The organism is Acidimicrobiia bacterium (genome assembly GCA_036271555.1).
Lineage (GTDB): Bacteria > Actinomycetota > Acidimicrobiia > IMCC26256 > PALSA-610 > DATBAK01.
In genome coordinates, this window is sequence record DATBAK010000061.1 from 1 (window position 1) to 19,248 (window position 19,248).

Consider the following 19,248-nt stretch of genomic DNA (forward strand, 5'->3'; position numbering starts at 1 on the left):
CAAGAAACGCGCGATCGTGCGCACCGCGTCGGAGCCGAGGCCGCGCCCTTGCGCGTCGTCGCGCAGCGCGAGGTCGATGCCCGCGAAGCGGTACTGCGCGCTGTCTTCTTCGGAGACCTGGAGGTAGCCGACGACGTCGTCGGCGTGCTCGATCACGAACGGCTCGACGTCGGGCTCGGTGGTGTGGCGCGCGAAGTCGCCGATGTCGAAGTCCCACCACCACGCCCGCACACCCGGGCTCGCCATCGCCGTCTCGAGCGCGCCATGGTCGGCGTCGGTGAGGCTGCGCACGACGACCTGCTCACCCTCGAGCCGCACCATCGCCGTCATCCTGCCTCCGATCTACGATCGGGCGCCTTGGAGCTGGTGGCGACGGGCCGCATGGCCGAGGTCTTCGCCTGGGGCGAGGGGCGGGTGCTGAAGCTCGACCGCGCCGAGTGGAACGGCTGCGCCGCGCTCGAGTCGGAGGTGCTCCGACGCGTGACCGAGGCCGGGATCGACGCGCCGCGCGCCTTCGAGGCCACGACCGTCGCCGGCCGCCTCGGCGTCGTGATGGAACGGGTCGACGGCCCGCTCCTGTCGGAAGTGCTCGCGCACAGCGACGATGTCGACGCGCCGGCGCGCACGTTCAGCGATCTGCACGTCGCGCTGAACGCGCGCGAGGTCGACGGCCTGCCCGACCTGCTGACGAGTCTCCTCGGTGGTATCGAGGCGAGCGGTCTCGACGCCGCACTCGGGCGCGAGTTGATCTCCCTCACCGCCGACCTCGACGACGGTCGCCGGCAGCTCTGCCACTTCGACCTGCATCCCCAGAACGTGATCGTCTCGGAACGGGGATGGGTCGTCATCGATTGGCTCAGCGCGTCGAGTGGCCCGCCGCTCGCCGACTTCGCGCGGACGTTGCTACTCCTGAGCGGCCGCGACGACGACGCGAACGTTCGCTTCAGGACCGCGGTCCGACGCGATGGTCTCGAAGCGCGCGGGGCCGATCTCGCCGCCGTCGACGACTGGGTGCGCGTGCTCGCGGCCGCGCGCCTCTCCGAAGGCTTCACCGGCGAGTACGCGAGCTTCCTCACGGGCCTCGCCGCCGGCACGCGCCGGCTCGTCTGACTGGACTGAGCGCCGCGGCTAGGCCTCGGGGTCCGCGTACAGGTCGATCTCCTCGTCGAGGATCGTCTGCGCACGCTCGAGGTCGCTGTCGAACACGAGAATCTGGTCGCCGCCGAGGAGACCGCCGCGTGGGAGGTAGCCACCGGCGTCGGCGTAGCTCGTCGACGCCGTGATGCCGTTGGCGCGCAGCTTCGCGACGATCACGTCGGCCTCGAACCGTCCCGGAACCCGGCACAGCTCGACGATCTTGTCGTGGTCGTGGTGGTTGACGCCGTCGTCCCGCACGGGCGCAGCGTAGAACCGGTGCAAGATGCGCAGAGAGTGGCGAAATGACTGCAGTGCGCGGTAGTCTCGGCGCGGGGCGAGGGAGGGCGTCGTGGGGAGACGAGTGGGGCTGGCGGCCGCGACGGTCGTGGCGATCGTGATATCCGGCACTGCCGCGGGCGCCAAGCCGGCGCCGACGACACCGTACGTACGGGTGAGCGAATTCGCGTTCGGCATCGAATCGCACGGCGGACGGGTGCCCGCTTTGGTTCCGATCACGCTGAGCGGGCCGGCGGCCGCGCCGGTGACGCTGCACTATGCGACCGAGAACCTCGACGGCGACACCGCGACTCCGAAGGTCGACTACAAGCCCGTGTCCGGCACGATCACGATCCCGCCCGGGACGGTGCAGTCCGCGGTGCACGTGCCGGTGCTGCCCGACCACATGCAGGATCCGCAAGAGACGTTCCACGTCGTCATCAGCGATGTGGTCGGAGCGGTCCTCCTGGGCAGCGTCGCCAAGGTCGAGATCGACGACACCTATACGACGGCCGGCATGCTCGGTTCCACGACGGTGTACGACTCGGAGAGCATGGGTCGCGGCAAGACGTACATCGCCAAGGTGACGTTCACGTTGATCGATCGGTTCGACCATGACGTCAACGCGGAGTACATCACGACGCCCAACAGCGCGACGGCCGATGTCGACTACGTCTTCAAACGGGGCACGTTCACCATCCCGGCGGGCAAGCTCTCGGCGAGCGTGACCGTGAAGCTCATCAAGCGACCGGCGGTCAGCGGGCGCGGGTTCTACGTCCGTGCGTTCCCGATCGCGGGCCTCTTCGACAGCAACGCGGAAGTCAACGCCACGATCGGCCTCCTGCCGCCTGCGGGTTCGTAGCGCGGTTCAGCCCAGGGCGGCGATGATGGGCGCGGTCTGCTCGGCGTCGCGCGTCACGAAGTAGGTGAAGCCCCAACGTTCGCGTGTCGCGTGGAGCTGGGCGACGATCTCGGCGACGGTTCCGATCAGCATGTACGGCGCGGCGAGGAGCACGTCGGGATCGGCGTCGATGCGCGCGCCGACGGTCTCGGCCGCCGCCCGCCGGTCGTCGGTGATCTCGATGTGCTGCACGAGCGCGTTGAGCTCGAGCTCGGCGAGCCGCGCACCGGCCGCGGCGCGCACGAGCGCGACCTTGGCGTCGATCTCCGCGCCCGACCACGCGATCTCGTGCTGTTGCCCGTCGGGCAGGGTTCGCCCGAGCCCGGTGAAGCCGACGATGTCGGCGACCTCGGCGCCGAGCCGCAGCACGCGGTCGCCGTTCCCGCCGACGAGCAGCGCGGGCCGGCGCGCCGGCGACAACCGATGCTCCGTGACCGAGTAGTGCGTCCCCGCCGCCGTCACGGTCTCGCCGTCGAACAACCGACGCAGCAGCCGGGCCGACTCTTCCAGCCGCGTCACCCGCACCGCGGCGCGATCGAACGGCAGCCCGATCTCCACGTACTCGGGTGCCGAATGGCCCGCGCCGATGCCGAGCTCGAAGCGCCCGTCGGAGAGCAGGTCGATCGTCGCGGCCTCGCGCGCGAGCAGCGTGGGATGGCGGAAGTCGTTGTTGAGGACGAACGTCCCGAGCTGCACCGATGCGGTCGCGCCGGCCAGCACGGCCAGCGCGGCCATCGGCGAGAGCAGGTCGTCGGCGACGTGGTCGGCGACGAGCACGCTCGCGAAGCCGACAGCTTCGGCGCGGCGGCCGATGTCGACCCACTCGGAGCGCGATGCCGCGCGCCCGACCTGCAAGCCGAACCGGAACGGTCGCGGCGCGCTCATCGCTCTCCGAAGTCGAACTTCATTCCCTCGTGCGTCGCGTGGAATCCGAGCGACTCGTAGAAGCGGTGCGCGTCGGTGCGCGTCTTGTCGGTGCTGAGCTGCGCGATTCGTGCGCCCTGCCCACGCGCGCGGTCCAACGCCCATTCCATCAGCTCGTGCCCGATGCCGCGGCCGCGAAGCGAGCTCGCGACCCGCACGCTCTCGATGTGCGCGCGGATCGCGCCGCGGTGGCTGAGGTGGTGCAGGAAGGTCATCTGGAGGGTGCCGATGACCCGGTCGTCGATGCACGCGACGGCGAGCAGCTCGTTCGGGTTGGCGTCGACGGCATCGAATGCGTGCAGGTACGCGGGGTCGAGCGGCGTGTGCGCGTACTCCCGTTGCGCGCCGAGCTCGTCGTCGGCGAGCAACGCGACGATCGCGGGAACGTCGCTCGCGAGCGCGGGCCGGCACACGACGCGGGGCGTAGGGGTCGCGGTCAGTGTCAGCCCCGCAGGATGCGGCCCGGACGCGCCGCGAGCCCTTCGTCGTCGGTGACGCCGTCGGCGCGGATGACGACACCGTTCACGAGCGTGTGATTCATGCCGACCGGCGCGTCGGCCGTGAGCCGCTCTCCGTTCGCGGGGAAGTCGCGCACCCGTCGCAGCGGCCCCGGCGCGACCGTGTCGGGATCGAACACGGTGATGTCGGCGGCCTTGCCGACTTCGATCGTGCCGCGGTCGTCGAGCCCGTAGACGCGCGCGGGCTCGCCGGTGAGCTTGTGGATCGCGCGCTCGAGCGGCATCACCTCGCGCTCGCGCACCCAGTTGCCGAGGAAATCGGTGGAGAAGCACGCGTCGCAGAGCTGGCTGACGTGCGCGCCGGAGTCGGCGAGGCCGAGCAGGACGGTTTCCTGCGGCAGCAGCCACGCGATCGCGTCGGGGTCGTTGTTCGCGAGGACGCTCGTGAAGCGCGTCTCGAGGTCTTCCGACAGCGAGACGTCGAGCATCACGTCGAGCGCGGTACCGCCGCGCTCGGCCGCGAGGTCCGGCAATGCCCGACCGACGAGCTCGGGATGCGTCTTCGATTCTGCGACGAAGAGCGACGTCCAGTTCGTCGGCAGCGTGCCGCGCCCGTTGAGCTCTTCCCACGCGCGCTCGCGCCACGCGGGGTCGCGGTACGCGGCGCAGCGCTCCTCGAAGCTGGCGTCCATCAGCGCCGCGAAGATCGGCCGCATGTTGAACGTGAACGGCTCGCGCAGGTTCATCTGGAACGTCAGCGGCCGGCACGACACCTGCGGCCACACCTCGACGCCCTCGGCGCGCGCGGCGACGTTCTTCTCCATGATCCGCTCGTGCCACGGGTAGTTCTTGATCGTGAGCAGCGCGGTCCACGTGAGCGGACGGTTGATCGCGCGCTGGATGTCGAACACGTCGTCGTGCTTGATCGTCTCGCCCGGCAGCAGCGCGGCGACACCGCGACCCGCGGTTCCGAGCGGCTCGAGCAGCGCGTTGAGCTCGCGCAGGTCGGCGAGGCGCGACGGAACCGGTCGACCGCGATCGCCGCTGTGCGTCGTCGACGAGCTGGTCGCGAACCCGGCCGCGCCCGCGTCGATCGCCTCGGCCACGACGGCCTGCATCTTCGCGAGCTCGTCGTCGGTCGCGGCGCGCTCGTAGCCGTCCTCGCCCATGACCCAGAGCCGCACCGCGGTGTGGCCGACGTAGCAGCCGTAGTTGAGCGCGGTGCCCTTGCGCTCGACCGAGTCGAGGTACTCGGGGAAGGTCTCGAAGTCCCAGGGCACGCCCGCGTCGAGCGTCTCGAGGCTCATGTCCTCGACGTGTTGCAGCGTGCGGGACAGCAGCGCGCGGTGCTCGGGGTGGCAGGGCGCGATCGAGAAGCCGCAGTTGCCCGCGATCACGGACGTGACGCCGTGGTACGACGACGGCGTCAGGGACGGGTCCCAGAACACCTGTGCGTCGTAGTGCGTGTGGATGTCGACGAAACCGGGTGTCACGGCCTGACCCGACGCGTCGAGCTCGCGGGCGCCCGCGGGGCGTGAGACCTGCGCGCCGATCTCGGCGATCGTGCCGTCGCGTACGAGAACGTCGGCCGCGACTCCCGGCGTGCCGGTCCCGTCGACGACGGTGCCTCCGCGGATCACCACGTCACTCATCAGGTCCCCCGTTCTCGGCACGGCCGGGCCGAAAGGTCACGACCGCCTCAGTATCCTGGCACCTCCATGAACCTGCTGGATCTCTCGGGCGACGGTCGGGTGGACGCGTTGCTGGAGCCCGGATCGGCGGGCCGGTTGGGCGCCGTCCGCACCGACGGCCCGATCACCGGCACGACGGCGGGCGCGCTCGCATGGGTGCTCGTGGAGGACGGGCGCGGCCGCCTGCGCGCGGCCGACGCCGGTGTCGACGTCGACGGGCGCTCCGACGTGTTCGCGCGTGCGGGCTGGTCGGCGGTCGTCGGGCCCGCGACGACGTTCGCACTCGACGGCGACGTGCGCGCCACCATCGTGTGGCGCGCCTCCGACCGTGAGACCGCGACCCGTCTCATCGATCCCGTGACGGTCGCGGAGGAGGATCGCGGCGAGGGCACCACCGCGCGGCGCGTGCGCACCTACGTTTCCGAGGGCGAGCTGATCGTGGGGGAGACGCTGAACCCGCCCGGCGGCTGGTCGTCGTACCCGCCGCACCGGCACGAGCACGAGGAGCTCTACCTCTACCGCTTCGATCCGCCGAAGGGATTCGGTGTGCACGTCTCCTACGACGAGGAGCACGACGAGGCCCGCATCGTGCGCGACGGCTCCATCGAGCGCATCACCGAGGGCTACCACCCGGTCGTCGCCGCGCCCGCCGCGGCCATGTACTACCTCTGGGCCCTCGCTGGTGATGCCGACACCGTCGACACCCGCATCGACCCGGCGTACTCCTGATGCGGTCGCCAGGTGCCGCGCCGACGCACTTTGCGACCGTGAATGCCCATACGGGATACCCGATGTCGCAAAGTGGGCGGCCGCCCGCGGGAACGGGCGGGTCGCTCTGCGGCCCGGCCGACGTGGGGCCTGAGGCGTCGAGGAGGGCGAAGCTTGCGAGCCCGACCAGAAGGCACAGGTTGACGCCCGTGTCAGGTTGTTGCGAAAGTCGCGGGCTCACGGTGCGACGCGGGGGGACCGATGACCACCACTGATCTGCCGGCGCTGCCGGCGACGATGCCGGCCGCGGTCTTGAAGGGTCTGCGTCACGTCGAGGTCGAGGACCGGCCCGTGCCCGAGCCCGGGCCCGACGAGGTGCTGCTCGAGGTCAGCCACTGCGGCATCTGCGGCTCCGACCTGCACTTCATGGTCGAGTGGGAGGGCGCGGCCCGCCCCGGCGCGATCGAGGGCCACGAGTTCAGCGGCACGATCGTCGCCCTCGGGTCCGAGGTGAGCGGCTGGTCACTCGGCGAAGAAGTCGTCGGTGGCCCCGCGCCGCGCTGCGGCACCTGCGAGTACTGCCTCGACGGCCGCCCGTCGCTGTGCCTCGATCGCGGCAAGGTCGGCGCGGGCGAGAAGCCGTGGCAGGGCGCGTTCGCGGGCTACAAGACCGTGCGCGCCGCGGAGATGCTGCGCGTGCCCGACGGCCTCTCGATGCGCCACGCCGCGCTCGTCGAGCCGATGGCCGTCGCGCTCCACGGCATCACGCGCGCGGGCGGCGCCGACCCGAACAAGCGGTACCTCGTCACCGGCGGCGGACCGATCGGCTTCTTGTCGGTCGCCGCGTTGAAGGCGAACGGGGTCGACGACATCGTCGTGAGCGAACCGCACCAGGGTCGCCGCGACCTCTGCGCGCGCCTCGGCGCACGCACGGTCGACCCGATGGAGCTCGAGACGCCGATGATGCCGCACGACCTCGTCGCCGAGCCCTTCGACGTCGTGCTCGAGTGCTCGGGCCACCGCGAGGCGATGGAAGCGGGGCTCGCGCAGCTCAAGCGCGCGGGCACGATCGTGTTCGTCGGCGCGGGCATGCGCCGGCCGCGGGTCGATCCCAACCGCATCCTGTTGAACGAGCTGACGATCACGGGCTCGTTCGTGTACGACGCCGACGGCTTCCCGCGCGCGCTCGACCTGCTCGCGTCGGGGAAGGTGCCGCTCGACCTGCTCGTGGAGCAGGACGACGTGCCGCTCGACGGATTGCTCGACGCCGCGGTCGACCTCCACGAGGGGCGGCTCGCAGCGAAGGTGATGGTCGTGCCCCGCGTCGGGGTGCGCGGGGAGGGGAAGTCATGACCAAGGTGGAAGCCGCCGTCGACGAGCCGGCGTTCAAGTCGCGCCATCCGCGCTTCAATCACGTGGCGATGAGCCTGGCGCCGGATCTGCTCGGTGCCGACGGCCGCGAGCTGCTCACGAAGTTCTACGCGCAGGTGTTCGGCTGGCACGAGCTGCCCATGCTCACGGAGGAGCGCCGCCGGCTCGTGTTCCAGGTGCATACGGTCGAGCAGTTCGTGTTCCTCATCGCCGACGAGCCGCCGATGTCGTGCCCGCGGCTCGACCACTTCGGCATCTCCGTCGGCGCCGAGTCGGAGCTCGACGACGTCCTCGCCCGCGCCCGCGCCTTCAAGGAGCACGACGACCGCGTCGACATCATCGACAAGAAGGTCGACGACCACGGGATGATCGCGATCACCAGCATCTACGTGCGCTATCTGCTGCCGATGATGGTCGAGGTGCAGTGGTGGGACCACAAGTGGGAGCGGGAGGCCACCACCTCGTGACCGACGGATCGAGACTGCGGTACGGCGCGTTCGTGCCGCAGGGATGGAAGCTGGAGTACACGGGGTTCGACGCGGCCTCGGCTTGGGAGCGGTCGAAGGAGATCGCCGTCCTCGCCGAGCGCGTCGGCTACGACCACCTGTGGGTCTACGACCACGTCGAGACGGTGCCGCGGCGCGAGCCCACTCACATGTTCGAGGCGTTCACGATGCTCGCCGCGATCGCGCAGCACACGCGCACGATCCGGCTCGGGCAGATGGTCACGTGCGCGTCGTACCGCAACGCCGGTCTCCTCGCGAAGGAAGCCGCGTGCGTCGACGTGTACTCGGGTGGCCGGCTGATCCTCGGAATCGGGGCGGGTTGGTACGAGCGCGAGTACCAGGCGTACGGCTATCCGTTCCTGCGCGCGGGGGAGCGCCTCGCGGTGCTCGACGAGACGCTCGACGTCGTGAAGGCGCTCTGGACCGACGAGACCGTCACCTACGCGGGCAAGTACCTCCAGTTCGACGGCGCGTACTGCGACCCCAAGCCGATCCAGCAGCTCCCGCCGATCTGGGTCGGTGGTGGCGGCGAGAAGAAGACGCTGCGCATCGCGGCCAAGCATGCGGACGCGACGAACTGGCAGACGGGTCTCGACAACTTCGTGCACAAGTCGCAGGTGCTGCGCGAGCACTGTGATGCGGTCGGCCGCGACTTCGACACCGTCGTCCGCACGCACGGTCCCGACTGCCGGCTGTTCGACACCGAGGCCGACCTGCGCGCGTGGGTCGACTCGCCGGGCGGCGGATCGCTCTGGGGTCGCGGCGACCCCGACGAGTACGTCCGCGACAATCTCGTCGGCACGCCCGACATGGTCGCGGAGAAGGTGCAGGGTTACGTCGACGCGGGCTGCGCGGAGTTCGTGCTCTGGTTCCGCGATTACCCGTCGTCCGAGAGCCTCGAGCGCTTCATGTCCGAGGTCGCTCCGAAGGTGAGCGGGTGACGACGACCGACGTCAGAACCGAGCCGCCGATCGAGGAGCCGGCGCCGTCGCGCGCGCACTGGGCCGTGGTGATCGGCATCGCGATCGTGGTGGTCGCCGGGGTCGGGTTCCGCTTCGCGACGCGGTCGCACATGTGGCTCGACGAGGCGCTCAGCGTCAACATCGCGCACTTGTCGACGCGCCACATCTTCACGTGGCTCAAGCACGACGGCGCGCCGCCGCTCTACTACGTCGTCCTGCACTACTGGATGAAGGTCTTCGGCTCGTCCAATCTCGGCGCGCGCTCGCTCTCGGGGGTGGCAACGGTCGCGTCGTTCCCGCTCGCGTACTTCTGCGGCAAGCGGATCGCGGGCCGTGCGATGGGCTGGATCGCGGTCGTCGTCCTCAGCGTCAACGCGTACGTGGTCATCTACGCGACGACCGCGCGCATGTACGCGCTCGAGCAGTTCCTCGTCTTCGCGGGCATCCTCGCGGTGCGCCGCGCGTTCGAGAAGCCCACGGTCGGGCGTGTCGCGCTCGTCGGCTTTCTCGTCGCGGTGCTCATCTACACGCAGTACTGGGGCTTCTACATCACGGCCGCGTTGGTGCTGCTCCTGCTGGGCACGTTCCGATACGCGCCCGAGCACGCCGACGCGGCGAAGCGTTTGCTCGTCTCGGTGTTCGTCGGGTTGCTCACGTTCATCCCGTGGCTCCCGACGTTCCTCTACCAGGCGAAGCACACGGGCACGCCGTGGGGGAAGTCGATCCTCCCCGCCGCGCCGATCGGCATGACGTTCCAGGACTTCGCCGGCGGTCAGCAGCAAGAAGGCTGGATCCTGCTCATCGGGTTCATCGTGCTGCTGTTCCTCGGCGCGTTCGGGATCGCGTCACGCGCGGGACACATCGACGTCGACCTGAAAGGGCAGCCCACCATCCGCTGGGAGGCCGCGATCGGCGCCGCGACGCTCGTGATCGGGACGACCCTCACGTATCTCAGCCACAACGCCTTCCAGTCGCGCTACGCGTCGGTGGTCGTGCCGTTCTTCGTGCTCGTGATCGCGCGCGGAATCCTGTGCTTCCGCGACGCGCGCGTCCGCGCGCTGTTCATCGTCGCGATCGTCGTGCTCGGTTGGGTCGGCGACGCCCGCAACTTCCGCGTCGAGCGCACCTCGGCCACGAAGGTCGCGCCGATCATCAACCGCGAGGGCCAGCCCGGCGACGTCGTGCTCTACTGCCCCGACCAGGTCGGGCCCGCGGTTCACCGGCTGCTGCGCAAGGGCTTCGACGAGATGACGTACCCGCGGCTGCTCAAGCCCGCGCTCGTCGACTGGGTCGATTACAAGGCGGTGCTGCGGCGGCACAAGCCCGCCGACGTGGCGCAGCAGGTGCTCGACCTCGCCGGCGATCACACCATCTGGTACGTGTCGGCGCCCGGCTACATGACCCACAAGCACTCGTGCGACGAGGTCTCGACCACGCTCGCGCAGTCGCGCAAGAAGGTCCTGCGGGTGCAATCGGATCCGAACGCGTTCGAGAAGCAGGGATTGCAAGAGTTCCCGGGCAGTTGAGCGTGCCGCCGGGCGCGCCTGCCGACTCGAAGTCCACCACCGCGCGGTGGCGCGGCGACCTGATGAGCGCGGTCGTGCCGTGGTTGCTCTCGCGCGTGATCGTGCTGATGGCGCTCGTGACCGCGCGCCATCTCGTGCACCATCTCACCGTCAAGCGCCCGATCGTGCTCCGGCAGGGGCTGCTCGGCTGGGACGCCGCGTTCTACGGCGACGTCGCGAAGGGCGGCTACACCGCGGTGAGTCGCGACGGGCTGCGGTTCTTCCCACTGCTCCCGCTGCTCGGACGCGTGGTCGGGCTGGTTCCGTTCGTGAGCGCGCGCACCGGTGTGGTGGTGATCGCGAATGCGGCCGCGCTCGTCGCCGCGCTGCTGCTCGTGCGCCTCGTGCGCGCGGAGACGGGCGACGACGCGCTCGCGCGCCGCGCCGCGTTCGTGCTGTTGCTCGCACCGCACGCCTTCGTGTTCGTGATGGGCTACGCCGAGTCGTTGCTCTGCGCGTGCGCACTCGCGGCGTTCATCGGGCTGCGCCGGGAACGCTGGCTGATCGCGGCGGTCGCGGGCTTCGCCGCGGGACTGTGCCGACCGGTCGGGGTGCTGCTCGCGGTACCCGCGTTCGTGGAGGCGCTGCGCGCGTGGCGGCTCCACGATCGCGGGCGCGATCGCGTCCTGCCCGCGATCGCGGTGGTCGCACCGGTCGCGGGGCTCGGGTCGTACCTCCTCTGGGTGCGGCATCGCACCGGCGACCTGTTCCTCGCGCTGCGGCTCCAGAACTCGAAGAACCTGCGGGGCGGCAACGAGTCGCCGCTCACGAGCGTCGGGCACGCCTTCCACGAGCTCGGGTCGGGACAGCGCGTCGGCTACGGCCTGCACGCGATCACGGCGGTCGTCATGGTCGCGCTCGTGATCGTGATGGCGCGGCGCCTGCCCGCCTCGTACACGCTGTACGCCGCGGTGTCGGCCGGTGTCGCCCTCTGCGCGCACAACCTCGACTCGATCGAGCGGTACTCGCTCGCGACGTTCCCGTTCGCGATCGCCGCGGCGATGCTGTTGAAGCGCCCGAGCATCGAGCGCATCGTGCTGCTGCTCATCGCGGGCGGCTTGGTCGCGGCGTCGATGCTCGCGTTCACCGGCGCGCTGGTCCCGTGATCGGGGAGTGCCTGACCTACTCTGCCCGCTGATGGAGGCGGCGCCGGAGAGGCAGAGCCCGGTGCGGGGCCGATGGACCTTCCGTCGCTTGCTCTTCGCCGCCGTGCTCCTCGCGCTCGTCGTGCGCGTGTCGTACGTGGCGGGCGCGAAGAAGGGCCCGTGCGAGATCTCCACGAAGCCCGTGAAGTGGATCCCGACCGAGTGCGCGGTCGGCGACCAGCAGTTCTACAACGGCGAGGCGAACCGGCTCGCGCAGGGCGACGGCTTCGTGGTGTGGGGCATCCCGCGGGGCCAGCACGCACCGCCCGCGGCCGACCATCCGCCGCTCACCGTCGTGGTGCTCGCGCCGATGGCCTGGCTGTCGATGCACGCGTTCGGCTTCGTGCACGACCCGAGCAACGTCACCGAGGAGCGGTACTACATGGCCCTCCTCGGCACGCTCCTCGTGCTGCTGATCGGCCTGCTCGGACGCAAGGTCGGTGGTGCGCGCGTCGGCATCGCCGCCGCGGTGATCGCCGCGCTCTATCCGAACCTCTGGATGAGCGACGGTCTGATCATGTCGGAGACGATCACCGGCATCGTCGTCGTCCTCGCGTTATTGCTCGCATACGACCTGCGCGATCGACCGCGCCCGCGCACCGCGATCGCGTGCGGCGCGATGTGCGGGCTCGTGCTCCTCGGGCGCGCGGAGCTCGGACTGTTCATCCCGCTGCTGCTCGTGCCCGCGGCGCTCGGCGGGCGCGGGATCACCCGCCGGCAGGGTGTGGGGCTCGCCGCGCTCGCGCTGGTGGCGACGACCGTCGTGGTCGCACCGTGGGTCGCGTACAACATGTCGCGCTTCAAGGATCCGGTGTTCGTATCGACGAACGACGGCCTCGCGCTCGCGGGTTCGAACTGCGACCACGTGTACTACGGCACCGCGATCGGGCTCACGTACCTCGAACCGCCGTGCATCGACGTGCCGGAGCCCAAGGGCCTCGATCAATCGCAGGTGTCGTCGCTGTACCGCAAGCGGGCGTTCACCTACATGGGCAATCACGAGCAGCAGCTGCCGCTCGTCGTGCTCGCGCGCATCGGCCGCACGTGGAGCGTGTACCGGCCGGCCGACATGCTCTACTTCAACCTCGCCGAGGGCCGCGAGCACTTCGCGATCCTCGCGGGCATCGTCGCCTTCTACCCGCTCGCCGCGCTCGCGCTCGCGGGCGGGTGGTTCCTCCGTCGCCGGCGGCAGGGGATGCTGTGGCCGCTGGTCGTGCCCGCGATCGCGGCGACGGTCGGTGTCGCGGTGACCTACGGGCAGACGCGCTTCCGTGCCGCCGCGGAACCTTCCATCGTGATCCTCGCGGCCGTCGCAGGGGTCACGTTCTGGCAGCACTTCCGCCCGAACCCGGCGCGTGCCGACGACGAGGACGACGATGCGGTCGCGGAGCCCGCGCTCACCTGACGCACGGCGTCACGCCGTACACGTTGATCTGGTGCACGCCGACGTAGCCGGTCGCGACGAGCAGGTCGTCGCCGACGTGCGCGCGCAGCTTCGGGTAGTGCTGGTCGGAGAGGCCGCTGCGGTCGACCGTGTAGCCGCGTGACCTCCAGTACGCCTCGACGCGCGGCAACAGTGAGGCGCCGTCGTCGCCGCCGGTGAACGCCATCGGGTCCGTGACCTCGGCGCGGTGCGTCGCCAGCCGGCTGATCGTGTAGCCGAGGAAGTGCTTGCGGCAGGGGACCGGGTCGGTCTTGCTCACGGCGAGGGCCTTGAAGGCGACCGGGCTGCCGATCTGCTGCGCGGTCTCGTTCACGAGGTCGACGATCCGGTGCCGCGCCTCGGTGAGCGTGCCCGACCCCGTGGCCGGCGTCGAGCACCCGGCGACCAGCGTGATCGCGACCACCACGAGCACGGCGCGTCGCCTCGATCCGGACACCGCACCCGTCTACCACGCTTTCTCGCTCGCTCCTTCACCAGCTTCGCTCCGCTCGCCGGCTCGCACGCTCGCGGGCGGGCCTCGACGCTCGCTCCGCTCGCGGCTTCGAGGGAGTGAACCGGTGCTGCGGCTTCGGCACGCTTCGGGTCACCCCGACCACGCTCGGTAAGGACCCGGTCAGACGCCGCTAGACTGCCCGGTCGCTGGGCATTCGGGGGACCCGGTCCGGGCGTGGGGGCCCCGGTCGTTCTACGCCCCGTGGCCGGCCGACCGATCAGGAAGACGATGGCAGCCGATCACGCCGCACCCGACGCCTCCGCGACCGCGGACCGCAGCCGCGCCGGCGCGCGTCCGGCGCCCCAGGTCGTCGTCATCGGCGCGGGTCCCGCCGGCCTCACCGCGGCCTTCGAGCTGATGAAGGCGGGCCACACCTGCACGATCCTCGAGAGCGACTCGGTCGTCGGCGGCATCAGCCGTACGGTCGAGCGCGACGGCTGGCGCTTCGACATCGGCGGCCACCGCTTCTTCACGAAGGTGAAGCCGGTCGACGACCTCTGGTTCGAGATCCTCGGCACCGACGAGTTCCTGCGCCGGCCCCGGCTCAGCCACATCTACTACCAGGGCAAGCTCTACGACTACCCGATCAAGCCGCTCAACGCGCTGCGCAACCTCGGTGTCGTCGAGGCCGTGCGCTGCATGGCGTCGTACGCGTGGGTGCGCATCAAGCCGCCGAAGAACCGCGACAAGCTCGAGGGCTACATCGCGAGCCACTACGGCTGGCGCCTCTATCGACACTTCTTCAAGACGTACAACGAGAAGGTGTGGGGGATCCCCGCGTCGGAGCTGTCGGCCGACTTCGGCGCGCAGCGCATCAAGAACATGTCGATCGTCGCCGCGGTGTGGGAGCCGCTGCGCGCGCGGATGATGGGCTCGCGCGACAAGAGCAAGCAGGTCACGAGCCTCATCGAGGAGTTCAACTACCCGAAGTACGGGCCGGGTCAGATGTGGGAGACCGCGGCGGAGAAGGTCACGGCGGCGGGTGCGGTGCTCCACTTCCGTCAGAAGGTCGTGCGCATCCTGCACCGCGACGGGCGCGCCTACGCGGTGGTCGCGCGCAACAAGGACACCGGCGTCGAGTCGACGTATCCGTGCTCGCACGTGGTCTCGTCGATGCCGATGAGCGCGCTGCTGCGCGCGATGGACCCGCCGGTCGACGACGTCGTGCGCGCCGCGGCCGACGGCCTCGGCTATCGCGACTTCATGACGGTCGCGCTCGTCGTGCCGCTCGAGTACTCGTTCCCCGACACGTGGATCTACATCCACGATCCCGAGGTCGAGGTCGGGCGGGTGCAGAACTTCGGCTCCTGGTCGCCGTACATGGTGAAGGAAGGCCGGACCTGCCTCGGGCTCGAGTTCTGGGTGCAGGAGGGCGACGCGATGTGGTCGAAGTCCGACGACGAGCTGATCGCGCAGGCCAAGCGCGAGCTCGAGCACCTCGGACTCTGCGACGCGTCGAAGGTCGAGGCCGGCTACGTCGTGCGCGTGCCGAAGGCGTATCCGGTGTACGACGAGACCTACCAGCAGAACGTCGAGGTGCTGCGGCACTGGATCGCGGCGCACGCGCCGAACGTCTTCCCGACCGGTCGCAACGGCATGCACCGCTACAACAATCAGGACCACTCGATGCTCACCGCGATGCTGTCGGTCGAGAACATCCTCACCGGCACCGAGCACGACGTGTGGACCGTGAACGTCGACGCGGAGTACCACGAAGAGCACGCCGACGAGGCGAAGAACGGCTCGACGGGTCGCGACGCGCCGATCCTGCCGCGGGCCGCGCTCGACGCCGCCGCCGCGCAGCGGGCCCAGCGGCACGCCGCGAGCAGACCCTCCGAGACGTCGTCCCGCCCGTAGGCTGGCGCCCGTGAGTGACGGCGCCGACGGCCGCGTGAAGACGGGCGCTCACTCCCATGCGGCCGAAGGCGGGAGCGAGAACGCGCAGGTCGCGGCGCCCGCGCGTCCGCATTACCCGTGCTTCGACGGCCTGCGGACGATCGCGGTGCTCAGCGCGATCATGACGCACGTCGGGTTCGTCACCGGCGCGACCGAGCAGTCGCACCACCTCGGCGAGTACCTCGCGCACCTCGAGATCGGCCCCGCGCTGTTCTTCCTGATCTCGGGGTTCCTGCTGTACCGCCCGTACATCACCGCGCACGTCGGCGATCGCGCGCCGATGCGCGCGGTCCCGTTCTGGTGGCGCCGCGCGCTCCGTATCTTCCCCGCGTACTGGCTCGCGCTCACCGCGCTGATCGTCGCGTTCGGGCTGCCGGTGCACGGGGCGCGCGACGTCGTCACGTACTACGGCCTCGTCCAGATCTACGACACGCACCGGTTCCTCGGTGGCATCCCGCAGGCGTGGACGCTCTGCACCGAGGTGAGCTTCTACGCGTTCCTTCCCGCGTACGCGTGGGTGCTCGGGCGCGTGGTGAGGGGCCGCGAGGGGCGCACGCGACTGCGCGTCGAGGCGCTCGGCGCGGCCGCGCTGATCGCGCTCTGCTACGGGTACCGGACGATCCTCTTCGCGATCGACGGCCGGCACTCGGTCGGTCGCATCGCCGTGCACTGGCTGCCGGGTTACCTCGACGTGTTCGGTCTCGGCATGGCCCTCGCGGTCGCGAGCGTGTGGATCGCGATGCACGGCTCGAACGCGATCGTCGACTGGATCGGGCGCGTCAGCTGGCTGTGGTGGATCCTCGCCGCGGTCTGCTACTGGCTCGTGGTCGCGCACCTCGACCTGCCCCGCAGCCCGCAACCAGGGAACACGCCGATCGGCTGGCAGGCCGACGCGCAGCAGATCCTGCAGTCGCTGTTCGCGCTGTTCGTGACGTTGCCGGCCGTGTTCGGCGCGCAGGACCGCGGACTCGTGCGCCGCTTCCTTCAGTGGCGCCCGATCGCGTACACGGGCCTCGTGTCGTACGGCGTCTACCTCTGGCACGAGGGCTGGCTCGACAAGTGGATGCAGTGGACGCATCGGCCGAACGTGCTGCAGTTCAGCGCCACCGTGCACCTCGACCGCACCACGTACCCGCTGATCCTCGGGCTGACGGTGTTGTCGAGCGTCGCGGTCGCGAGCCTGAGCTACCACTTCGTCGAGCGGCCGGTGCTCGCGCTGAAGGACCGCATGCCGCGCCTCGGCCTCGGTCGCCCCCGGCCGGCGCGCGCGTGAAGCAAGCGGACACGGCGCCGACGACCGCGACCGTCGCCGGTGTCGACACGACTCGGGCGGGGCGCGCCTTCGACTTCCCGTGCTTCGACGGTCTGCGCGCGATCGCGGTGATGAGCGCGATGCTCGAGCACATCGGCTTCGTGAGCGGCGCCGAGTTCTCGCACCACGAGTGGTTCGCGCCGTTGATCGCGCGGCTCGAGATCGGACCCGCGATCTTCTTCATGATCTCGGGCTTCCTGCTCTACCGCGCCTTCTGCGCGGCCGCGTTCGCGGGGCGGCAGCCGACCGGGCCGCGGGTCTTCTTCCGCCGTCGGATCCTGCGCATCTTTCCGGCCTACTGGCTCGCGCTCACCGCGACCCTCCTGTTCGGGCACGCGACGACGGTCGCCGTGAGCGCGAACGGCGGCGGCTTCTCGGCGTTCACCTTCCCGCAGCTCGTGTCGCTCTACTCGTTGACGCAGATCTACCGCGCGAGCTGGTTCCCCGCGGGCATGTCGCAGAGTTGGACGCTCGCGGTCGAGATCACCTTCTACCTGATGCTGCCCGCGTACGCCCTGCTCATGCGCCGGCTCGGCGCGGCACGTGACCCGGACGCGCGCCTGCGCATCGAGCTCGCGGGCGTCGCGGGCCTGTACCTGGTGAGCGTGGCGTGGCGCGCGTTCGTGTTCTACGCCGGTGTCATGCCGCTCGTGTCGCAGCACTGGTTGTTCGGCTACCTCGACGTGTTCGGCTTCGGCATGGCGCTCGCCGCGATCCACGCGTGGTCGATGCATACCGGGCGCACGCTCGCGCTCTGTGAGTGGCTCGGGCGCCACGCCGACTTCTGCTTCGTCGTCGCGCTCGGGTGCTACCTCGTCGTGGCGCTGACGCTGCGTCTCCCGCGGTTGATCGTCGAGGTGAGCGGTGGACGCGCGTACGCGCGCAACATCCTGAACGGTCTCGTCGCGCTGTTCGTGCTGCTGCCTGCGGTGTTCGGGCCGCAGGATCAGTCGTTGTTCCGCCGCTTCCTGCGGTGGCAGCCGGTGGTGTACGTCGGCATCGTGTCGTACGGCGTGTACCTCTGGCACAACGACTTCCTCGAGCAGGCGCGCATCTGGTCGCACTATCCGGTGTTCGCCGGCAACTTCGCGATGCTGCTCGTGGTCACGCTCGCGTGGAGCCTCGCGGTCGCGTCGATCAGCTACTTCTTCGTCGAGCAGCCGATCCTGCGGCGCAAGGACCAGCCGCTCTTCCGCCGGCGCCCCCGCCCCCGCAGCGGGACCGTCGCGACGAGCGCGCCATGACGGCCGCGGCCGACAATGAGCTCGTCGTCGGTGCGTCCGGCGTGCGTGATCCCGCGACGACCTTCCCGTGCTTCGACGGCCTGCGCGCGATCGCGGCGATCGTCGTGCTGCTCCACCACGCGTCGTTCTACAGCGGACAGATGTTCCACGGGCATTTCCCGAGCTACTTCACGCACCTCGACGTCGGCGTCGCGATCTTCTTCCTGATCTCGGGCTTCCTGCTGTACCGGCCGTTCGTCGCGGCCGCGCTCGCCGGCCGCGCGGGCCCGTCGGTACGCCGCTTCTACGTCCGCCGGCTGCTGCGCATCTATCCCGCGTACTGGCTCGCGCTCGTCGGCATCATCATCTTCTTCGGTCTCAACGTGCCGGTGCGCGGCGCGCGTAGCTACGTCGAGTACTTCACGCTCACGCAGATCTACGACACGATCGGCCGCGCGCAGGGCGGCATCTCGCAGGCGTGGACGCTCGCGCTGGAGGTGAGCTTCTACGCCTTCGTGCCGCTCTACGCCGCGTGCATGATCCGGGTGCAGCGCGGCCGCGCCGCGACGACGCGCGTCGGGGTCGAGGTCGCGGGCCTCGCAGTGCTGTACGCGACGAGTCTGGGTTTCCGTGCGATCGTGTTCTCGCTCCACACCGGCCGGGTCCACGACCTCGGCATCTACTGGCTCCCCGCGAACCTCGACTACTTCGCGCTCGGCATGGGCCTCGCGCTCGGCAGCGCCTGGTTCGCGCAGCGAGGGTCGGTGCCGCGCATCGTCGAGTACCTCGGTGCGCAACCCGCGCTGTGCTGGGCGCTGGCGATCGCCTGCTTCGTGTTCATGGCGAAGGGTCTGAACCTGCCGGTCGGGCTCGCACGCGTCGACGGCAAGCGGGCGTTCGCCCGCCAGTTCCTGTACGGCGCGACGGCCTTCTTCCTCCTGTTCCCGGCGGTGTTCGGACCGCAGGACCGCGGCTTCGTGCGGCGCCTCCTGCGCTGGCCGCCGCTCGTGTACGTGGGGCTCGTGTCGTACGGCGTGTACCTCTGGCACCAGAGCTGGCTCGAGCGTGCGGTGAAGTGGAACCACCAGCCGGACTTCCGGGCGAGCTTCCCCGCGATCGTGACCGCGGGCTTCGCGCTGGCGCTGGCCACCGCGTCGGTGAGCTGGTTCGCGGTCGAGCGGCCGCTGCTGCGCCGGCGCGACCGGATCACGCGGCCGGTGGGGGCTCGGACGTGAC

Annotated in this window: 19 protein-coding genes; 13 read left to right on the forward strand and 6 right to left on the reverse strand. The window is 70.3% G+C overall.

Annotated elements, in window-relative coordinates:
* The coding region (locus tag VH914_14835; protein ID HEX4492480.1) for a GNAT family N-acetyltransferase at positions 1–330 on the reverse strand (330 nt) is incomplete at its 3' end.
* A 36-nt stretch (positions 331–366) separates the two neighbouring features.
* On the opposite strand from VH914_14835, the gene VH914_14840 reads away from it, so the two are divergent.
* Positions 367–1,110, forward strand: coding sequence for a phosphotransferase (locus tag VH914_14840; protein HEX4492481.1), 744 nt, complete (start codon positions 367–369; stop codon positions 1,108–1,110).
* Positions 1,111–1,128: 18 nt separating this feature from the next.
* On the opposite strand, the gene VH914_14845 is transcribed toward VH914_14840, so the two are convergent.
* A complete protein-coding gene (locus VH914_14845; GenBank protein ID HEX4492482.1) occupies positions 1,129–1,395 on the reverse strand; it encodes a DUF2007 domain-containing protein in 267 nt (88 codons plus the stop codon).
* Between the two features lie 193 nt (positions 1,396–1,588).
* Between VH914_14845 and VH914_14850 the strand changes: the two genes are divergently transcribed.
* Positions 1,589–2,275: a Calx-beta domain-containing protein gene (locus tag VH914_14850; protein HEX4492483.1), complete on the forward strand. Its 687-nt coding sequence runs from the start codon at positions 1,589–1,591 to the stop codon at positions 2,273–2,275.
* A gap of 6 nt (positions 2,276–2,281) precedes the next feature.
* Here VH914_14850 and VH914_14855 read toward each other — a convergent pair whose 3' ends face one another.
* Genes VH914_14855 through VH914_14865 form a run of 3 tightly spaced genes read right to left on the reverse strand, consistent with a single transcriptional unit; the run spans position 2,282 to position 5,348 of the window.
* Positions 2,282–3,199 (reverse strand): TIGR03621 family F420-dependent LLM class oxidoreductase, encoded by a 918-nt coding sequence (locus tag VH914_14855; protein ID HEX4492484.1) that lies wholly within the window; start codon positions 3,197–3,199, stop codon positions 2,282–2,284.
* The gene (locus VH914_14860) at positions 3,196–3,651 is read right to left on the reverse strand and encodes a GNAT family N-acetyltransferase (GenBank protein ID HEX4492485.1); all 456 of its coding nucleotides are present in this window, start codon (positions 3,649–3,651) and stop codon (positions 3,196–3,198) included. Before VH914_14860 ends, VH914_14855 begins: the two co-directional genes overlap by 4 nt.
* A 29-nt stretch (positions 3,652–3,680) precedes the next feature.
* Complete coding sequence (locus VH914_14865) at positions 3,681–5,348, reverse strand: amidohydrolase family protein (GenBank protein HEX4492486.1); 1,668 nt, start codon at positions 5,346–5,348, stop codon at positions 3,681–3,683.
* A 66-nt stretch (positions 5,349–5,414) separates the two neighbouring features.
* Between VH914_14865 and VH914_14870 the strand changes: the two genes are divergently transcribed.
* From VH914_14870 to VH914_14900, 7 genes are all read left to right on the forward strand, one after another.
* Positions 5,415–6,116, forward strand: a complete 702-nt coding sequence (locus VH914_14870) for a 5-deoxy-glucuronate isomerase (protein ID HEX4492487.1) — start codon at positions 5,415–5,417, stop codon at positions 6,114–6,116.
* Between the two features lie 240 nt (positions 6,117–6,356).
* The gene (locus tag VH914_14875) at positions 6,357–7,448 is read left to right on the forward strand and encodes an alcohol dehydrogenase catalytic domain-containing protein (GenBank protein HEX4492488.1); all 1,092 of its coding nucleotides are present in this window, start codon (positions 6,357–6,359) and stop codon (positions 7,446–7,448) included.
* Complete coding sequence (locus tag VH914_14880; protein HEX4492489.1) at positions 7,445–7,933, forward strand: hypothetical protein; 489 nt, start codon at positions 7,445–7,447, stop codon at positions 7,931–7,933. Before VH914_14875 ends, VH914_14880 begins: the two co-directional genes overlap by 4 nt.
* Positions 7,906–8,913, forward strand: a complete 1,008-nt coding sequence (locus VH914_14885) for a TIGR03560 family F420-dependent LLM class oxidoreductase (protein HEX4492490.1) — start codon at positions 7,906–7,908, stop codon at positions 8,911–8,913. The genes VH914_14880 and VH914_14885 overlap by 28 nt, the downstream gene beginning before the upstream one ends.
* Positions 8,910–10,460 carry a glycosyltransferase family 39 protein gene (locus VH914_14890; protein ID HEX4492491.1) on the forward strand — a complete coding sequence of 517 codons (1,551 nt, stop codon included), beginning with the start codon at positions 8,910–8,912 and terminating at the stop codon, positions 10,458–10,460. Before VH914_14885 ends, VH914_14890 begins: the two co-directional genes overlap by 4 nt.
* Before the next feature lie 2 nt (positions 10,461–10,462).
* Positions 10,463–11,605: a glycosyltransferase 87 family protein gene (locus VH914_14895; GenBank protein HEX4492492.1), complete on the forward strand. Its 1,143-nt coding sequence runs from the start codon at positions 10,463–10,465 to the stop codon at positions 11,603–11,605.
* An 88-nt stretch (positions 11,606–11,693) separates the two neighbouring features.
* Complete coding sequence (locus VH914_14900; protein ID HEX4492493.1) at positions 11,694–13,049, forward strand: glycosyltransferase family 39 protein; 1,356 nt, start codon at positions 11,694–11,696, stop codon at positions 13,047–13,049.
* Here the strand turns inward: VH914_14900 and VH914_14905 are convergent.
* A complete protein-coding gene (locus VH914_14905; protein HEX4492494.1) occupies positions 13,042–13,500 on the reverse strand; it encodes a hypothetical protein in 459 nt (152 codons plus the stop codon). The two genes, VH914_14900 and VH914_14905, sit on opposite strands and share 8 nt — an antisense overlap.
* Before the next feature lie 309 nt (positions 13,501–13,809).
* On the opposite strand from VH914_14905, the gene VH914_14910 reads away from it, so the two are divergent.
* From VH914_14910 to VH914_14925, 4 genes are read left to right on the forward strand one after another with little or no spacing between them, the layout of a single operon-like run.
* On the forward strand, positions 13,810–15,438 hold the full coding sequence (locus VH914_14910) for an NAD(P)/FAD-dependent oxidoreductase (protein HEX4492495.1): 1,629 nt from the start codon (positions 13,810–13,812) through the stop codon (positions 15,436–15,438).
* A 10-nt stretch (positions 15,439–15,448) separates the two neighbouring features.
* Positions 15,449–16,750 carry an acyltransferase gene (locus tag VH914_14915; GenBank protein ID HEX4492496.1) on the forward strand — a complete coding sequence of 434 codons (1,302 nt, stop codon included), beginning with the start codon at positions 15,449–15,451 and terminating at the stop codon, positions 16,748–16,750.
* Entirely contained in the window at positions 16,747–18,033 is a 1,287-nt protein-coding gene (locus tag VH914_14920) for an acyltransferase (protein ID HEX4492497.1), read from the forward strand. Before VH914_14915 ends, VH914_14920 begins: the two co-directional genes overlap by 4 nt.
* Positions 18,030–19,247, forward strand: a complete 1,218-nt coding sequence (locus tag VH914_14925; protein ID HEX4492498.1) for an acyltransferase — start codon at positions 18,030–18,032, stop codon at positions 19,245–19,247. Before VH914_14920 ends, VH914_14925 begins: the two co-directional genes overlap by 4 nt.
* Position 19,248: the final 1 nt, after the last annotated feature.

Coding starts and splice junctions, on each gene's coding strand:
- VH914_14855 (HEX4492484.1), bottom strand. CDS start 3,199: ATGAGCGCGCCGCGACCGTTCCGGTTCGGCTTGCAGGTCGGGCGCGCG.
- VH914_14865 (HEX4492486.1), bottom strand. CDS start 5,348: ATGAGTGACGTGGTGATCCGCGGAGGCACCGTCGTCGACGGGACCGGC.
- VH914_14870 (HEX4492487.1), top strand. CDS start 5,415: ATGAACCTGCTGGATCTCTCGGGCGACGGTCGGGTGGACGCGTTGCTG.
- VH914_14875 (HEX4492488.1), top strand. CDS start 6,357: ATGACCACCACTGATCTGCCGGCGCTGCCGGCGACGATGCCGGCCGCG.
- VH914_14880 (HEX4492489.1), top strand. CDS start 7,445: ATGACCAAGGTGGAAGCCGCCGTCGACGAGCCGGCGTTCAAGTCGCGC.
- VH914_14910 (HEX4492495.1), top strand. CDS start 13,810: ATGGCAGCCGATCACGCCGCACCCGACGCCTCCGCGACCGCGGACCGC.
- VH914_14925 (HEX4492498.1), top strand. CDS start 18,030: ATGACGGCCGCGGCCGACAATGAGCTCGTCGTCGGTGCGTCCGGCGTG.